We start from the raw sequence: 15453 nt of genomic DNA, 5'->3' as shown, positions 1-15453 counted from the left end.
GTGCGCGTGGAGCGCATGGGCTATGGCGCGCCCGGTGCGTGCGTGGGTATGCTCGTCGTATGAGCAAGGACGATCGTCGTCGAGGCGAGGGAGGCGAGCTTGCGGCCGCAGCGCTCGCCCTGGAGCAGGAGCTGCGGCGCTTCGAGGATCTCGCCGCGGGAGTCGCGCGGGCGCCGCTGAGCTCGCAGAAGGGGCTCGAGCAGGCGGCGCGGGCCACGAGCGACGCGGCCGCTTCGCAGTCGCGCTTCGCCGAGCACTTGAAGTCGCTCGTCGAGGCCGTGAACGCCGCGCGTGACCGGCAGGCCGCCGCGGCGGCGACCATCAACGCCCGCGTGGTGGAGATCGACGCGTGCGCCGCGAAGTTTCTGGAGCTGCGGGAGCGCTTCGCGCAACTCGGCGCGCGCGCGGCCGAGGTCAACGTGATCATGCAGCGCGCTGCGGCGGTCAAACGCGAGCCCGGGGACGGCTCCGATCGCGCCGAGCTGCGGGCCTCGATCGCGCAGGCGCTCGAAGGGCTCGGCGCGGTGGTCGAGGGCGCGCAGCAGCTCATGCTCGACGCCCGCGACGCCGAAGCGCAGGACCTCTCGCGGGAGGCGGAGTCGCTGCGGCAGCAGGTCCTCTCCGCGCGGAACAAGCTCGGGCTTTTGCAGAAGCACCTCGACAACGAGGGCCCACCGCCGAGTTAGCCCGGGGTTTGTCCTGGAACGGGATCCGGGTCGGAGCGAGGGCCGAGCTTGACATCCTCGGCGCGCGCTCCCAAAAAGATTCGAATGAACCGGATTCCGCTTTCCGTGCTCGATCTGGCGCCCGTTCGGCAGGATTCCAGCGCGCGCTCGGCGTTCCTCGAGAGCATCGAGCTCGCGCGCCACGTCGAGGCGCTCGGATACCGTCGGTACTGGTTTGCCGAGCATCATGCCATGCCCGGCATCGCATCGGCCGCGCCTGCGGTGCTGATTGGGCAGGTCGCCGCCGCGACGTCGACCCTTCGTGTGGGCTCCGGCGGCGTGATGCTCCCCAACCACGCGCCCCTCGCGATCGCGGAGCAATTCGGCACGCTCGAGGCGCTTTTTCCCGGCCGCATCGACCTCGGCATCGGCCGCGCCCCGGGGACGGACCCCCTCACGGCGTCGGCCCTGGGCCGCGAAGACACGGGTGACGGCCTGCCTGCGATGCTCGACGAGCTCTATGGGTTCTTCCGCGGCCAGTTCAGCGAGGGTCACCCTTACCACGGCATTCGCGCCGTGCCCGCGCTCGGCAATGAACCGCCCATCTGGCTGCTCGGTTCGAGTGGCTACAGCGCCCGGCTCGCCGGCCGGCGCGGCTTGCCCTTCGCGTTTGCCCACCATTTCAGCCAAGCCAATACGCTGCCCGCCCTCGAGCTCTACCGCGGCACGTTTCACCCGTCGGCCGCGCTGCCCCGGCCCGAAGCGATGATCGGGGCCATCGTGATCGTCGCCGACACCGATGCCGAGGCGCGGCGCCTGGCGCTCCCGAGCGCGCTCGCGTTCTTGCGCGTGCGTCAGGGCAAACGTGATCCGTATCCGACGATGGAGGAGGCAGAGGCGTATTCGTGGACATGGGAGGAGCGCGCGTTCGCCGAGCAGTGGCTCGCGCAAAACGTCGTCGGCGATCCTGCGTCCGTGCGCAAGCAGCTCGACCACCTCCTCGATGCCACCCGCGTCGATGAGCTGATGGTCCTATGCGCGATCCCGGACGCAGAGGCGCGCAAGCGATCGTATACGCTGCTTCGAGAGCTACACGGTTGATTTCGAGCGGTCAAGGTTCGGGGGCAGGGGAGGGCCGCGCGAAACGTATGGGGAGCTGGTCGACACCGCGCACCACGAATGCGTCCCGCCACACGAGCTTCGATGTGGCCAGCTCGGGCTTCGGCAGGCGTTCGAGCAGGCGTGGGAAGGCGACACGCGCCTCGAGGCGGGCGAGCGGCGCTCCAATGCAATAGTGAATGCCGTTGCCGAAGGCGATGTGCCGGTTGTCCTTCCGGTGGATGTCGAAGCGAGCCGGATCAGCAAATACCCGCGGATCACGGTTCGCCGCGGCGATCATGAGGAAGACGCGCGAGCCGGCCAGGATGCGTTTGCCCGAGAGCTCGACATCCTCCGAGGCGACGCGCGCCATCATGAGCAGCGGCCCGTCCCAGCGCAGCATCTCCTCGACGGCAGAGCTCATCAGCGCGGCGTCGTCGCGACGATCTCGCAGCTCGGCCAGCGCCATGGGGTGGCGGAGGAGCGCGATCATGCCATTGCCGATCAGGTGCGTCGTGGTCTCGTGCCCCGCGAAGAAGAGGAGCGCACAGCAGGCGAAGAGCTCTTGCGCGCTCAGGAATTCGCCTTTCTCTTCGGCCGCGATGAGGCGCGAGAGCATGTCCTCTCGCGGGCGCCGGCGCCGCTCCGCGATGACGTCCTCGAAATAGGATGTCATGGCGCGGAGCCCGCCGGCCGCGATCGCATACTTGTTGGTGAGCGTGCGCGACTGGACGATGAACGCGCCGAGCTCGTCGGACCACTTCTTCAGCAAGGGGACGTCGGCGCGCGGCACGCCGAAGAGCTCGGCGATCATCGTCGCGGAGAGGGGATAGGCAAAATCGGCGATCATGTCCATCTCGCCGCGCTCGAGCGCGGTATCGAGCAGCTCCTCGGCGAGCGCGTGCACGCGCGGCTCGAGCGCCAGGATCGATGGCAACGTCATGGCCTTGTTCATGAGGCTGCGGAGCCTCGTGTGCACCGGGGGCTCGTTGAAGGAGGCCCACATCGAGAGGCCCGCGACGAGGTTTTGCACCTCCTCACGCTCCGGACCCTTGAAATGGGCGAGGAACGGGCGCACGCGATCGGCCGACAGCCGCGAATCACGCAGCGATGCGCGCACGTGTTCATGGCGCGTGAGCACCCAGCCATGGAGCTTCTCACTCCAGAAGACGGGCTCGTGCTCCATCAAATGAAGGAGCGTCGGGAAAGGATTCTCGATGAAATCAGGATGACGCGGGTCGAAAGATAGGTCCATGGGGTGCAGGGGAAGCGGTCCGTGCGTGAATGTGTGGTGATGTGTCGTTTCTCTCGCGACGTCCCCCCCCCTTTGCCGCGCCGGCCACGTCAGGGCTCGCGTATCCCCTCGACGACGACGTGCTGCAGGCCGACGTCGGTGGGGAGCAGGCGCGTCAGGCGGAAGCCCGCCGCAGCCAGCAGATCTCGATGCTCTTGCTCGGTGCGCATGCGCCCTCCGACCACCGTGAGGAGGTGGACGTCGAGGAGCTCGGCGGGCGCAGAGAGGCCGATCACGGATTCGATCACCAGGATTCGCCCGCCCGGCGGGAGCGCGCGGTGGCAGCTCTTCAGGATTCGAATGGCCGCGTCGTCGTCCCAGTTGCAGATGATGTGCTTGAGCATGTGGACGTCGGCGCTGGGGATGGCGTCGAAGAAGTCACCGGCGACCACCTCGCAACGCGACGCGATTGCGCTCGCGGCGATTCGCGCCCGCGCCCCCTCGATGATGTGCGGCTGATCGAAGAGGATCCCTCGAAGCTCCGGGTTCCTCTCGACGACGGCGACGAGGAGGCTGCCGTGACCTCCGCCGACGTCGACCACCGTGCGGACCGCGGAGAAATCATAACGGGCGGCGGCCGCGTTCGTATCGACGAAGGTGAAGCTGGTCATCGCCTTGTCGAAGAGCTGCGCGTCCTCGGGGTGGCCCGCGAGATAAGGATAGAGCGGCGCGCCGAAGACATGCTCGACGGCCGTCTTGCCGGACTGCACGCTGGAGAGCAGATCGAGCCAGGCGCGCGCATAGACGTCGCCGCCGAACAGCAGCACGAAGTCGCGCATGGAGCCGGGGACGCCGGTGCGCAGGGTTGCGCCGAGGGGCGTCGAGGCAAACTGCCTCTCCGGTAGCTCGGTGAAAACCCCCGCCCCGGAGAGGGCCCGGAGCATTCGATGGAGCGCGGTCGCGTCGACCCCCAAAGAGGCCGCGAGATCATCGCTGCTCCGCGGGCCTTCATGGATCGCGTCCGCGATTCCGAGCTTCGCCGCGACGTAGATCATCCGCGAGATCCACATGTTGAAGACGCCCAAGGAGCGCATCCGCACCGAGAGGTCGTTCGTTTCGATAGCGTTGTTCATGCATGACTCCGCAATGGATGCGCAGGAGGGCTCGAGCTCCGCTGCGCTCACTTCGAAAAAATTGCCTTCGAGGGTCGGGAGAGAAGGACGAAAAAGGCCGGCGTGGTGTGTCCGTACCAGGACCGGAGGGGAACGGGCCGCTCGTCGCACATGCGTTTTGCGGCAGCGTGTCTGTACTTATCCATACTGACATTGTCAAGCCAGGAAACGCCGCACGGGACGCGCCTCTCCTGCGATGGGAGCACGCAGGGCGTGTTGAAGACGTATTGCAAATTTGTGTACGCGTCGTATTGCGAGCTCGCGCCTTTGGCTCAGGCTCGATGCAATACGCGTGCTCGGCGGGAGCACTTCGAGAGCGACGGTCCGCCGCCGAGCCGGGTCCTCAGCGCGACGTCCCGCGCGCCTCTGCCGCCCGCCACGATTCGGGGGTCATGCCCGTCCACCGCTTGAATGCGCGGTGAAACACGCTTGGCTCCGCATATCCCAGGAGATAGGCGACCTCTGCAATCGAGACGCGCGCGTCGAGGTAGGCCATGGCGCGCGCGCGCCGCACGCCGTCGACGAGGTCCTCGAAGGACGTGCCCTCGGCGCGTAGCCTTCGCTGGAGCGTACGGCTGCTCATGCCGAGCGAGGCCGCCGCCGCCGCGAGCGAGGCGTCGCCTTCGGGCAGGCGATCGGCGACGAACGTGCGCAATCGAGAGAGGAGCGAGGCTTCGGGGCCGAGCTGCGCGAGCGCCGCGTCGGCGTGGCGCTGGAAGTACGCGTGCATGGCCTCGTTGGCGAGCGGCATGGCCTTCTCGAACATGTTCGCGGGCAGGACCACTTCGTCGATCGGGGACGCGAAGGTCACGGGCGCATGGAATGCAGCCTCGTAGGCCGCGCGGTCGCAGGATGGTTCACCTCGAAATCGAATGGCCGTGGCAAATGCAGGCTCGGCGACGAGCTTGGGAGCGTTCACGCCGACGTCGAAGGCGAACATCTCGGCCATGAGGCGGTGCGCCCGTCGCTCTGCGCCGAAGGGCTCGTAACGCAGGTGCGCGCGCCCCGCCTCGACGACGAGCGAATATCGCTCGCCGTCGTTCCAGAGGCGCTGATAACGCAGCGTGCGCTCCATGGCCACGCCAAATGTGGGGCTCGTGAGGACGAGGAAGCCGAGCACGTCGAAGATCTCGACGTCGACGCCCGATGCGACCCTCACGCCGAAGAGCGGCTCGGCGATCGCGGCCGCGGCCTTCTCCACGAGCGTGTATATCGAGGTGAGGGGCACGCGCGTCTCCGGCGAGCGGAGGTCCTCGCCCGAAAGACCCGCCGCATGGCAGAGGGCGGTTGTGTCGGTCCCGCTTGCCGCAGCGACGTCGACGATGCGGCCCGCGAGGCGCGCGTTGTGGGTCGGTTGTCGCGCGAAGTCAGCGTTTCTGGCGTTCGATGTCACTGACGAGGGTCCTCGGGGGGCGCATCCTCGACCGTCGAGGGCTCCATGAACATGCCACAACGAACGCACGGCGAAAGACACTCGCTCTCGATGCTCGAAGGCGCGGAGCCTTCGCTTCCGCGCGACTGCTGGTATCCCATCGCGTCCGCGCGTCACGTCCGCGAGCGACCGCGGACCGTGCGGCGGCTGGGCCGGTCCTTCGTCCTCTGGCGGAGCGCGGCCGGCGAAATCGTGGCCCACGGCGCGCGTTGCCCCCATCGCGGCGCGGACCTCGGCCTCGGGCGCGTGATTTCGGGCGAGCTTTCGTGCCCGTATCACGGCTTTCGTTTCGGGGTGGACGGCGCATGTACGGCGATGCCCTGCGAGCCCGAAGGCGAGCCGAGTCGACGTGATCTTTCGATTCGTCGATACGAGGCGCGCGAGCACCGCGGACTCGTGTGGTTATGGCACGGGGGCGTCCGCGCGGATCGGCCTCCGCTGCCGTGGTTCGAGGAGCTGCCCGAAACGGATCGACATGCGTGGGACCACGAGACCGTGTGGCCGCTGCCGCAGCTTCGCGTGATGGAAGGGATGCTCGACCTGCATCACGTGCCGTTCGCGCACGGCCGATATCTGCGCGGCATCGGGGCGCGGCTCGACCCCTACGAGGTGAAGGTCGAGGGGGACACGATACGCACATTCGGTACGCTCCGGAGGCCCGGGGACGGCCCGAAGCGTGGCTTCAGCGCTCGGATCGACGCGCGGCTGCCCGGGCTCTTGCTCCTCCGCTTCGGGCCACGTTTGTCGGGCGTCGTCGCGTGCACGCCGGTCGACCGCGAGGCGACGTGGATCTTCGCGCGATATTTCGTGAACGTGCCCTTCGTGGGCAAGCTCCTCGCGGCGTTTTCCTTGTGGGCCGAGTTTGCCCTGGTGCAACCCGACGATCGGCGCATGCTGATGTCGACGTCGCCCCGCGAGCCTGACGTGCGTGACCAAAAGCTCGTCCGCGCGGACCTCGGCATCGCGCAATGGCACAAGCTGTTCTCCCGTGCAGTGCGTGGCGACGCGCTTTCACCTCCTCTCTAACGCGGACACGCAGTTCGCAGGCCGCGCGGGGAGTATCCGTCCGGGGGCCGTAGACGCCTGTTCCCATCGGGTTGGCTTTCTGCCATAAGTGCCGCTCGACGAACGAGGAGCGGCGTATGGCGGAGTCGAAGACATCATCGGACGTGGGCATTGTCGGGCTCTTGGGGATCCTCATCGGCGGAGCTTGCGTGCTCGTCGCCCTGGTCGGCGTGCTCAACACCGCGTTCGACCTCCATCTCGCGCTCTCGGTGTATGGCACGAGCACGCCGCTGCCGAAGCACTGGGGCGAGGTCGCGGGGCTCGCGGCGGCCGGTGTGCTCATCATGGCGCTCACGGTTTTCGGCGGGTTCGTGCGCCGCAAGTTCAACGAGGCCAAAGGCAAGCCGCTCCTGCGTGCCGGTATCCTCTTCGGCGCGCTCGCGTTGCTCGTGATGGCCGGCCGTGGGCTCCAGATCGTCGCGCTCACCATGACCTACGGGAGCATGCTCGCGTACTATGCGACCGACGGCGACCTCGACGACGTCAAGTCCGAGCTGGCCGGCAAGCCAGACCGCGCCGCGCTCGATGAGGCCGTGGGTCGCGCCGCGCAATACAACAATGCCCCTGCCCTGGCCCTGCTGCTCGAAGCCGGCGCCGACATGCGCGAGACGACACGGCCTGAAGCCCACCGCCGCTGCGCGCTCGTGGGTCGGAGCTACGAATTCATCAAAACGGCGATCGACCACGGGATCAAGCCGGACGCTTGCCCCCGAGGCGAGACCGCGGTCTGGGAGGCCGTGCAATTCGGCAAGAGCGACGACGAGGCGGCGAAGAACGTCACGCTCCTCGCGAGCGCGGGCTGGTCCGCGTCCGCGACGCCGGACTACGACAAGCGATCGCCGAAGAAGATCGCGGCCGAGAAGAAGTGGAGCAAGACGCTGAACGCGCTCGGCGGCGTCGAATGAGCGGGCGGGGCGGGGGCCCTCAGCCCCCTTCACGCCACGGAATGATGGCGATCGCGCCGTTGCGCTCGACGATCGCGTAGCGAATCTGATCGAGGCGCAAGAGGCCGTGCTGCACGTGCGCCGCCTCCAGGATGTCCTCCTCGTCGACGCTCAGCCAGGCGAGCCGCTCGCGCAGAATGCGCCCGTCCTCGATGATGACGAGCGGCGTGCCGTCGAGCCAGCGCTCGAACCTCGTGCTTCGGCATTTGAGCCATGACAAACCAAGCTCCAGGCTCACGAGTGTCCCCACGAGGATGATGGCGCCCGTGACGGAGTAGTCCTGTCCGAGCAGCGCTTGCTGCGTGCATTCGCTGATGATGAGCAGGAGCAGGAAATCGAAGGTCGTCACCGTCACGAGCGAGCGTTTGCCCGCGACGCGGAAGACGAACAGGAGGGCCATGTAAACGCAGGCGGCGCGCAAGACGAGGTTCATCGCCACGGCCTCAGGGGTATACGAAGAGCGCGAGATCGAGCGTGGGGCCGCCCTCCTCGCCGAGGGAGAAGCGCAGAGCTCCGGGGCGCAAGGGGCGCATCACGAGCACGACGAAGCCCCCGGACTCGACCCGCGGAAACGTGATGATGCTTCGATCCGCGGCAATCTCGACCGACGCGGGCTCGGGCACGAATTGCTCCACGTGCCCGCGCTCGAAGAGCGACGTCGACACGAAGAGGCGGCGCGGGGCGGCGGAGCTCCCGGGATGGGGGTGGATCTGGAAGCGGGTCGTGCCGTCCACGCGGGCGAAGCGCTCGTAACGGACGAAAAAACCGGATTCGTGGCCGGCGCGGGCGTGGCTCAAGGGACCGTCCCCGAAGAGACCCAGCGCGGCGAGGAGCACGAACACGTAGAGCAGGCTCCGGGCGACGCGACGGACGCGCCGGCTCGTGCGCTCGAAGGCGAGGTCCTCGCTCGTCTCGAGATCGCCCGCTCGCTTGATTTCGACCACGGCTCCCCCTGCGGCCGAACCTTGGACCCGGCCGCGCGCGCGTCAATCGCCCGCGTTTGTCCGGGGGCGTCCTCGACGTACGTCGGCGCGGGAATGGCGCGCGGGCCTCGTGCGTTCGTCGCGGATCATGCAACGTTTGTCGCTCCTCTCCGCCGCTGTCCTCCTCTGCGCTTGCGCAGCCCCGCCCCGCGCGTTCGACGTGACGCGCCTCGAACGCGATGTGACCGCGGCCGAAGCCCGCTCGGGGGGGCGGCTCGGTGTCGCCGTGGTCGAGCCGAGCTCGGGGCAGCGCTGGGTGCATCACGCCGGCGAGCGTTTTCCTCTGCAAAGCACGTTCAAGGCGCCGCTCGCCGCGGCGGTGCTCGCGCGCGTGGACGCGGGCGCGCTCTCGCTCGACACGAAGATCGAGGTGCGTCGCGACGAACTGAGCGTCTGCTGGAGCCCGCTCGCGGAGGCGTTTCAGGGCGAGGCGCAATCGTACTCGGTGCTCGACCTCCTCACGCAATCGGTGGCCGTGAGTGACAATACGGCGGCGGACGTGCTCATGCATCGGATCGGCGGCCCCGAGAGCGTGAATGCCTTGCTCTCACGGTCGGGCGTGAACGGGCTGCACGTCGATCGATACGAGCGCGATTTGCAGCTCCAGTTCCACGGGCTCGCCGCGTACGAACCTGCCATGTCCACCTGCGAGGGGATGGACGCCGCGGTCGCGCGGCTGCCGAAGGACGGACAGGTGCGCGCCTTCGAGGCCTACCTGCAAGATCCCCGGGATACGACCACGCCCGAGGCCGCCGCGGATTTCCTCTTGAAGCTCGACCGCGGGGAGATGCTCGCGCCCGCCTCGACGCGTGTGCTGCTCGACATCATGTACGCGACGAAGACCGGTCCTCGGAGGCTCCGCGCCGGCCTGCCGCCGGACGCGCGTTTGGCGCATAAAACCGGGACCTCCTCCGTTACCGAGGGTCGCAGTGGCGCGACGAACGACATCGGGATCGTGGCCCTGCCAGACGGGCGAAAGCTCGTGGTCGTGGCCCTCTTGACCGATTCGAGCGCGCCGGAGGAGGCGCGCGAGGCGGCCCTGGCAGATGTCGCGCGGGCCGCCGTGGGGGCCATGACGAGCCCACCGTGAGGGGTCGACGCGCGGCGCGCGGTCCGCATCGTTGACCCCGCGCCCTCGCCGAGGCATCGTCCTCAGCCGCGCCATGACGTACGAACCCGTACGATGTTCGTTTGAGTGCAAATTTGTTTGGGACGAGGGCACGGATGCCCCGCGGCCCTCGTGCTAGAGTCGGACGCACGCCAGACGAGCCGCGAAATGGATCCATCTTCGGAAAAAAACGGCGTTTCCGTCACGCGGACGCCCCTCCCGTCGCAGCGCGCGCAGGGCCTGCTCTCCGCGCTCCTCGTCGACGCCTCGCCCATCGACCTGCGCCTCGTCGGACGCACCTTGCTCCACGCGGCGCTCGTCGGGGCCGGGGCGGGCGTCGTCGCGGTCGTGTTTTTCGCGGCAATCGAGCTTCTCGATCGATTCTTCCTCTCGGGCCTCGCCGGCTACCGCGCGCTCCGGGCCTCGGGCGAGTCGTTCTTCGGCGAGCACGCCATGGGCGTGTTCCGGCCCTGGCTGCTCGTGCTCTTGCCTGCGTTCGGCGGCCTTGCGAGCGGCCTCGTCACGCGCCTCGCGCCCGAATGCCGCGGCGGCGGCGGCGACGCGATGATCGAGGCCTTCCACCGTCACGGCGGCTTCATCCGCCGGCGCGTCATCTGGGTGAAGGCGCTCGCCTCCGCGCTCACGCTCGGGACCGGCGGCGCGGGCGGGCGGGAGGGGCCGACGATGCAGATCGGCGCGGCCTTCGGGTCGTTCGTCGCCCGAACGTTGAACGTCTCGGCGCGCGAGCGGCGGATCCTCATGATCACCGGCGTTGCGGCCGGCATGAGCGCGATCTTCCGGACCCCGCTCGGTGCTGCTCTGCTCGCCACCGAGGTCCTTTATCGCGACGACGTCGAGAGCGACGCGCTCATCCCCGCGCTGCTCGCGAGCGTCGTGTCGTATTCGGTCTTCATCTCCGTCTTCGGCGAGTCCACGCTCTTCGCGCACGCCCCGCGATATCCGTTTGTCCCGGCGCACCTGCCGCTGTATGCGCTGCTCGCCATCTTCGTCGCGCTCTGCGCGATCGCCTTTCTCAAGGTGATGGCGCTCGTGAAGCGCGTATCCGCGCGGCTGCCGGTCCCCGATTGGGCGCGCCCCGGCGTCGGCGGGCTCGTGCTCGGGCTCGTGGCGGTGCCATTGCTCATGCTGCTCGGGTCGCGGTACATCCTGCCGGACGGGCAGGGAATCGGCGTCCTCGGCGGCGGGTATGGCGCCGCGCAGGTGGCCATCACGGGCGCGTCGTGGCTGCCCGAGGGCTGGCAGGGCGTCGAGCTGCTCGCGGCGCTCGCGGTGTTCAAGATCGTCGCGGCTTCGCTCACCATCGGCACGGGGGGAAGCGCGGGTGATTTCGCTCCCTCGCTTGCGATCGGCGGGCTCGTCGGGGGAGCGTTCGGCCGCATCGCGGCGCTCTCGATCGGGGACCCGCGCATCGATCCCGGCGCGTTCGCGCTCGTCGGCATGGGCACGTTTTACGGGGGCGTCGCGCACGTGCCGCTCGGCTCGCTCGTCATGGTCTGCGAGCTGGCCGGCAGCTACGACCTGCTCGTCCCGCTCATGCTCGCCGAGGGCATTGCATTCGTGGCGCTGCGCGACCGCTCGCTTTATTCGGCGCAGGTCCCCACGCAGCGCGACTCCCCCGCGCATCCGCCGGGCGTGCTCGACGTGCTCCGCTCGCTCAAGGTCGCCGACGTGATGATCGCTGGCCGGCCCTTCGTCCATTTCGGGCTCGCGACGCCCGTGCCCGAGGTCCTCCGCCTCGCGGCGGACACGGGCTGGCAGGACGTCTTTCCCGTGCTCGACGAGCAGGGCAAAATGGCCGGGGTCATCACGAGTGACATCGTGCGCCTGCTCGCCACGGAGCGGGAGCTCGAAGCATTGACCGTCGCGGCCGACGCCATGCAGCCGCCGGTGACCGTGCGGCCGGACGACGATTTGAGGAAGGCGACCGAGGTGCTGCTCGCGCAGGGCGTGCGGGAAGTGCCCGTCGTCGACGACGCGGGAAAGATCGTGGGTTTCCTCGACGAATCCGAGGTGGGGCGCGCGTATCTGGAGGCGACGCCGCGCGAAGAGCGGGCGGCTTGATCCTGGCTTCGAACGGGGCGTGGCGAGGCACGGGCGTGCCCTCGCTCCGCTCTCCTTTCGCTCTCCCGGCATGGCGGGGGCGCGATGGCTGTGCCTCGTGTTCACGCGGAAAACGGCACCGGACTCGCATGCGCGGGGCTGGGAGCCTTCCGCGAAGACCGCGGCAGGCAATCAACCGGAAGGAGATGATCATGAACCGCATATTCCGGCCGCTGCTCGCCTCGCTCGCGATCGGGGTGCTCGCGTCGCCTGCCATTGCGGTGGCCGACGAACACCCGCTCAAGGAGGCGTACAAGGACGCCAAGAAGCAGGAGGTCGCGTTCGCGAACCTGCCCACCGCGGCGCAGAACGCCATCAATACCTGGGCTGCTGGAGGTGAAATCAAGAAGGTCGAGCAGGTCACCCTGAAGAACGGCCAGGTCCAGTACAAGGCCGAGATCAAAAAAGGGAAAGAGAAGCTCGAGGTCGCCGTGACGCCGGACGGCAAGACCGTGGCGCGCGGCGAGGACATCGACTAGCGGGGCCCGTCGCCTCGCGGAAGCGAGCTCGCGGGACCCGCGGGCTCGCTCTCGCATCTTCGAAGTTGACTCGAACGACCAGATGAGTCAACTTGGTCGTGATGGTCGCGCGACGTAGCCAGAAGCCCCGTGATCCTGCCAGGCGGCAGCGCATCCTCGAAGCGGCGCGGCGGCACTTCACCCAGCACGGCTTCAAGGGGACGAACCTCGACGCGGTCGCGGCCGAGGCGGGCTGCGCGAAAGGCGCGCTTTATCTCGAGTTCGCCGACAAGGAGTCGCTCCTGCGCGAGGTCGTCGAGCAGTCGTTCGCGGCGATCGGCGCTCGGTATGCCGAGGAGGTCATGTCGATCGAGTCGCCGCTCGAGCGCCTCGTGGCCACGCTGCGCTTCGCGTATCGACAGCTCCTCGCTGACCCCATGTTCGGAAAGCTGCTCCGCGAGGACCCGGATCTCCGCGCGCTCGGGCTCACCTCCGATTCGCAGAAGGTCGAGGAGGGCAAGGCGCAGCTCGCCATGATCCGCGGCTGGGTCGACGAGGGAATCGCGCGCGGCGAGATTCGCGCCGACATCGATCGCGACGCGGTCCCGATCGTGATCGGCGTCCTGCGCTTCGCGCCGCAGCACCTCGGCATGATCGCCGAGCTCGGCCTCTTTTCGACCGAGCGCGCGCTCGACGCGATCGTCGATGTCTTTCGCGCGGGCCTCTCCGCGCCGAAGAGCCCGCCGCCCGTGAAACCCACGCCCCCGAGGAGATCCAGGCGATGACCACCACGCATGCAATCGAAGTAGAGGGCCTGACGAAGCGGTTTGGAAAGGTCACGGCCGTCGACGACGTCACGTTCGCGGTCGAGCCCGGCGAGGTCTTCGGGTTCATGGGCCACAACGGCGCGGGCAAAACGACGACGCTCCGCATGCTCCTCGGCTTGACGCCCCTCACGTCCGGCGCCGCGCGCGTGCTCGGCCGGGAGGTCGGGCGCGAGACGCTCGAAATTCGCCGCACCGCCGGCTATTTGCCGGCCCATTACACGCTCCCGCCGGACATGACGGCCCGCCAGTTCTTGCATTACGTCGGTGCCATGTTCGCGCTCCCGCGAAGCGTCGTCGCGGAGCGGGCCGAGGCGCTCCTCCAGCGCTTCGACCTCGCGCGGGACGCGGATCGAGCGCTGCGCGGCTTCTCCACCGGCATGACGCAGAAAGTGGGGCTCGCGCAGGCGCTCATCAACGAGCCGCGCGTGCTCTTGCTCGACGAGCCGACCTCGGGCCTCGATCCGCTCGGCCGCCACGAGCTGCTGGAGCTCCTGCGCGAGCTCGCGCGCGACAAGGGCGTCACCGTCGTCTTTTCGTCGCACATCCTCTCCGACGTCGAGGCGCTATGCCGCCGCGTGGCGGTCCTGCACCGGGCACGGCTCGTCGCATTCGGCGACGTCGATCCCCTCAAAGAGCAGCACGGCGCGCGCACGATGGATGACCTCTACCTCGCGCTCGTGCGCAAGGCGGCCGCATGATCCGGCTCCAGTGGCTCGACTATCTCGCGACGCTGCGCGAGCGCAAGACGTGGCTCTGCGGCGCCATGCTCCTCTACGCGGTGCTCTCCATTCCGGTCATCCTCGCGCGCCCGCCCGCGCACGTGCAGGAAGCGATCTCGACGTGGTTCGGCCACGGCGGCCCGTTCGTGATCTTCATGTACGTGTGGATCGACCTCGCGATGAACAAGATCATCGCGTTCCTCCCGGTCGTCCTCGCGAGCGGCGTCGTCCTGCGCGAGCGTGACGTCGGCGTGCTCTCGATCCTCGCGGCCAAACCCCTCTCGATGTCGCGGTATTTCGCGCTGCGCGCCGTCAGCGCGTGCGCCGTCATGGCCACGCTCCACGTGGGCGCGCAGCTCCTCGGCCTCGTGTACTTTTCCGCGCGCGTGCCGGGCTTCGAGCCTTTGACCTTCCTCGCCGCGATGACCCCGCATCTCTTCGCGGCGATCTTCGCGACCGGGTTTTCGGCGGCGATCGCCGCCTGGGTGAAGCACCGCGGCGCCTCCGCGCTCCTCGGGCTCGCTGTGCTCGGCCTGCTCCTCGGTTTGTCGCTCGTCGGGTTTTACCAGCCAGCGTGGCGGACGCTGACGCTCGTGAACCCGATGTCGCTCGGCGCGCTCGCGCTCGGAAACCTCGATCATCTCGGCGCGGCCGATCTCGCGCCGCCGACGATCGCGCTCTCGCTTCTCTCGATCACCGCGATCGCGATGGGCGCCGCCGGTGTGCGTCGCATGGAGGCTTGATCATGACGGAGACCGCTTCGCTCCGAGATTATTTCCTCCTCGAGGCACGACACGCGCCGCGCCGCGCGCCGATCGCAGCGGCGATCCTCGGCGGCCTCTGCGTGCTCGGGACCCATGCCATCCTCGTGCGTTTCCCACCGCGCGCGCTTCACTTCCTCGAACGGGCGTTCGACATCCAGGGGATCGCGTCGGTCCTGCTCATCAACGACCTGATGGCCGCCTATTTCGCGCCGTTCTTCGTGGGGCTCGCGGGCCTGCTCGGCGCCATCGTCACCGCGCGGGAAGAGGGGCAGCTCGAAGTCCTGCTCGCGAAGCCCCTCCACGCCCGCGTGCTCCTCGCCGCGCGCGTCTGGCCCATTCTCGGCGCCGCGGCGGCGACCGGCGCGGCCGTCGCGATCGCCACGGGGCTCTCGATCCTCCCGTACCTCGCGCCGGGCGACATGGTCAGCGCCGCCGGCGCGCTCGGCGGAGGGCTCTTCCTGACCGCGTTCGCGCTCCTCCTGCTCGCGATGCTCCTGCCGCTCCTCGTGCGCATGCGCGACGCTTTCCACGCGCTGCTCGTCGGATCCCTCGTCTGGCTCGGCCCCCTCATGCCTTCGGCCGTCATGATTTATCGGCCTGACGTCTACGAGGGCCGCGTGATCCTTCGATCCGCGATCACCATGCCCAGCCTCGTCTGGCACGACGCTGCCGCCGCGTGGCTCGGACCTTTGGTGCTCGTCCTTGTGGCTCCGCTCTGCGCGCTCTTCGTGCGGATCGCAGGCCGCGTGCTCGAACGCGCCGACGCCCGGTGACCTGGCGCGTCAAAATGCCCAGCCGCGGCCTTGACGGGCGCCGGCCGGTGCTGTCCGATGCCGCCCCGAACGCCCCGAACGGCCGCGGTC

The 15453-nt window shown here is 68.7% G+C and carries 16 protein-coding genes; 11 read left to right on the top strand and 5 right to left on the bottom strand.

Going from position 1 to position 15453, the window contains the following annotated elements; all coding sequences use genetic code 11:
• Positions 1–59: 59 nt before the first annotated feature.
• Positions 60–686, top strand: a complete 627-nt coding sequence (locus QHF85_RS02270; RefSeq protein ID WP_281325351.1) for a hypothetical protein — start codon at positions 60–62, stop codon at positions 684–686.
• A gap of 84 nt (positions 687–770) precedes the next feature.
• Positions 771–1766, top strand: coding sequence for an LLM class flavin-dependent oxidoreductase (locus tag QHF85_RS02265; RefSeq protein WP_281325350.1), 996 nt, complete (start codon positions 771–773; stop codon positions 1764–1766).
• Positions 1767–1776: 10 nt separating this feature from the next.
• Here QHF85_RS02265 and QHF85_RS02260 read toward each other — a convergent pair whose 3' ends face one another.
• The 3 genes from QHF85_RS02260 to QHF85_RS02250 form a co-directional block, all read right to left on the bottom strand.
• Positions 1777–3018 carry a cytochrome P450 gene (locus tag QHF85_RS02260; protein WP_281325349.1) on the bottom strand — a complete coding sequence of 414 codons (1242 nt, stop codon included), beginning with the start codon at positions 3016–3018 and terminating at the stop codon, positions 1777–1779.
• Positions 3019–3107: 89 nt separating this feature from the next.
• Entirely contained in the window at positions 3108–4130 is a 1023-nt protein-coding gene (locus QHF85_RS02255) for a methyltransferase (protein ID WP_281325348.1), read from the bottom strand.
• Between the two features lie 382 nt (positions 4131–4512).
• Positions 4513–5562: an AraC family transcriptional regulator gene (locus QHF85_RS02250; RefSeq protein WP_281325347.1), complete on the bottom strand. Its 1050-nt coding sequence runs from the start codon at positions 5560–5562 to the stop codon at positions 4513–4515.
• Between the two features lie 51 nt (positions 5563–5613).
• Between QHF85_RS02250 and QHF85_RS02245 the strand changes: the two genes are divergently transcribed.
• Together QHF85_RS02245 and QHF85_RS02240 are read left to right on the top strand one after the other, a co-directional pair.
• On the top strand, positions 5614–6627 hold the full coding sequence (locus QHF85_RS02245) for a Rieske 2Fe-2S domain-containing protein (protein ID WP_281325346.1): 1014 nt from the start codon (positions 5614–5616) through the stop codon (positions 6625–6627).
• Between the two features lie 116 nt (positions 6628–6743).
• Positions 6744–7571 carry a hypothetical protein gene (locus QHF85_RS02240; RefSeq protein WP_281325345.1) on the top strand — a complete coding sequence of 276 codons (828 nt, stop codon included), beginning with the start codon at positions 6744–6746 and terminating at the stop codon, positions 7569–7571.
• Positions 7572–7590: 19 nt separating this feature from the next.
• Here the strand turns inward: QHF85_RS02240 and QHF85_RS02235 are convergent, their stop codons facing one another.
• Together QHF85_RS02235 and QHF85_RS02230 are read right to left on the bottom strand one after the other, a co-directional pair.
• Positions 7591–8043, bottom strand: coding sequence for a YetF domain-containing protein (locus tag QHF85_RS02235; RefSeq protein WP_281325532.1), 453 nt, complete (start codon positions 8041–8043; stop codon positions 7591–7593).
• A 10-nt stretch (positions 8044–8053) separates the two neighbouring features.
• Entirely contained in the window at positions 8054–8554 is a 501-nt protein-coding gene (locus tag QHF85_RS02230) for a hypothetical protein (protein WP_281325344.1), read from the bottom strand.
• Between the two features lie 127 nt (positions 8555–8681).
• Here QHF85_RS02230 and bla point away from each other — a divergent pair, with 127 nt between their 5' ends.
• The 7 genes from bla to QHF85_RS02195 all read left to right on the top strand — a co-directional run bounded on the left by bla (position 8682) and on the right by QHF85_RS02195 (position 15363).
• Positions 8682–9683 carry a class A beta-lactamase gene (bla, locus tag QHF85_RS02225; RefSeq protein WP_281325343.1) on the top strand — a complete coding sequence of 334 codons (1002 nt, stop codon included), beginning with the start codon at positions 8682–8684 and terminating at the stop codon, positions 9681–9683.
• A 186-nt stretch (positions 9684–9869) separates the two neighbouring features.
• Entirely contained in the window at positions 9870–11783 is a 1914-nt protein-coding gene (locus QHF85_RS02220) for a chloride channel protein (protein ID WP_281325342.1), read from the top strand.
• A 191-nt stretch (positions 11784–11974) separates the two neighbouring features.
• Positions 11975–12301, top strand: coding sequence for a hypothetical protein (locus QHF85_RS02215; RefSeq protein ID WP_281325341.1), 327 nt, complete (start codon positions 11975–11977; stop codon positions 12299–12301).
• Positions 12302–12402: 101 nt separating this feature from the next.
• Positions 12403–13065, top strand: a complete 663-nt coding sequence (locus QHF85_RS02210; RefSeq protein WP_281325340.1) for a TetR/AcrR family transcriptional regulator — start codon at positions 12403–12405, stop codon at positions 13063–13065.
• Positions 13062–13805 carry an ABC transporter ATP-binding protein gene (locus QHF85_RS02205; protein WP_281325339.1) on the top strand — a complete coding sequence of 248 codons (744 nt, stop codon included), beginning with the start codon at positions 13062–13064 and terminating at the stop codon, positions 13803–13805. Before QHF85_RS02210 ends, QHF85_RS02205 begins: the two co-directional genes overlap by 4 nt.
• The gene (locus tag QHF85_RS02200; RefSeq protein ID WP_281325338.1) at positions 13802–14569 is read left to right on the top strand and encodes a hypothetical protein; all 768 of its coding nucleotides are present in this window, start codon (positions 13802–13804) and stop codon (positions 14567–14569) included. Before QHF85_RS02205 ends, QHF85_RS02200 begins: the two co-directional genes overlap by 4 nt.
• Positions 14570–14571: 2 nt before the next feature.
• Positions 14572–15363 carry a hypothetical protein gene (locus tag QHF85_RS02195; protein ID WP_281325337.1) on the top strand — a complete coding sequence of 264 codons (792 nt, stop codon included), beginning with the start codon at positions 14572–14574 and terminating at the stop codon, positions 15361–15363.
• Positions 15364–15453 lie beyond the last annotated feature (90 nt).

The sequence above is a fragment of the Polyangium sp. 6x1 genome (assembly GCF_029946515.1).
Taxonomy (GTDB): Bacteria; Myxococcota_A; Polyangia; order Polyangiales; family Polyangiaceae; genus Polyangium.
This window is presented reverse-complemented; position numbering and strand designations above follow the sequence as displayed.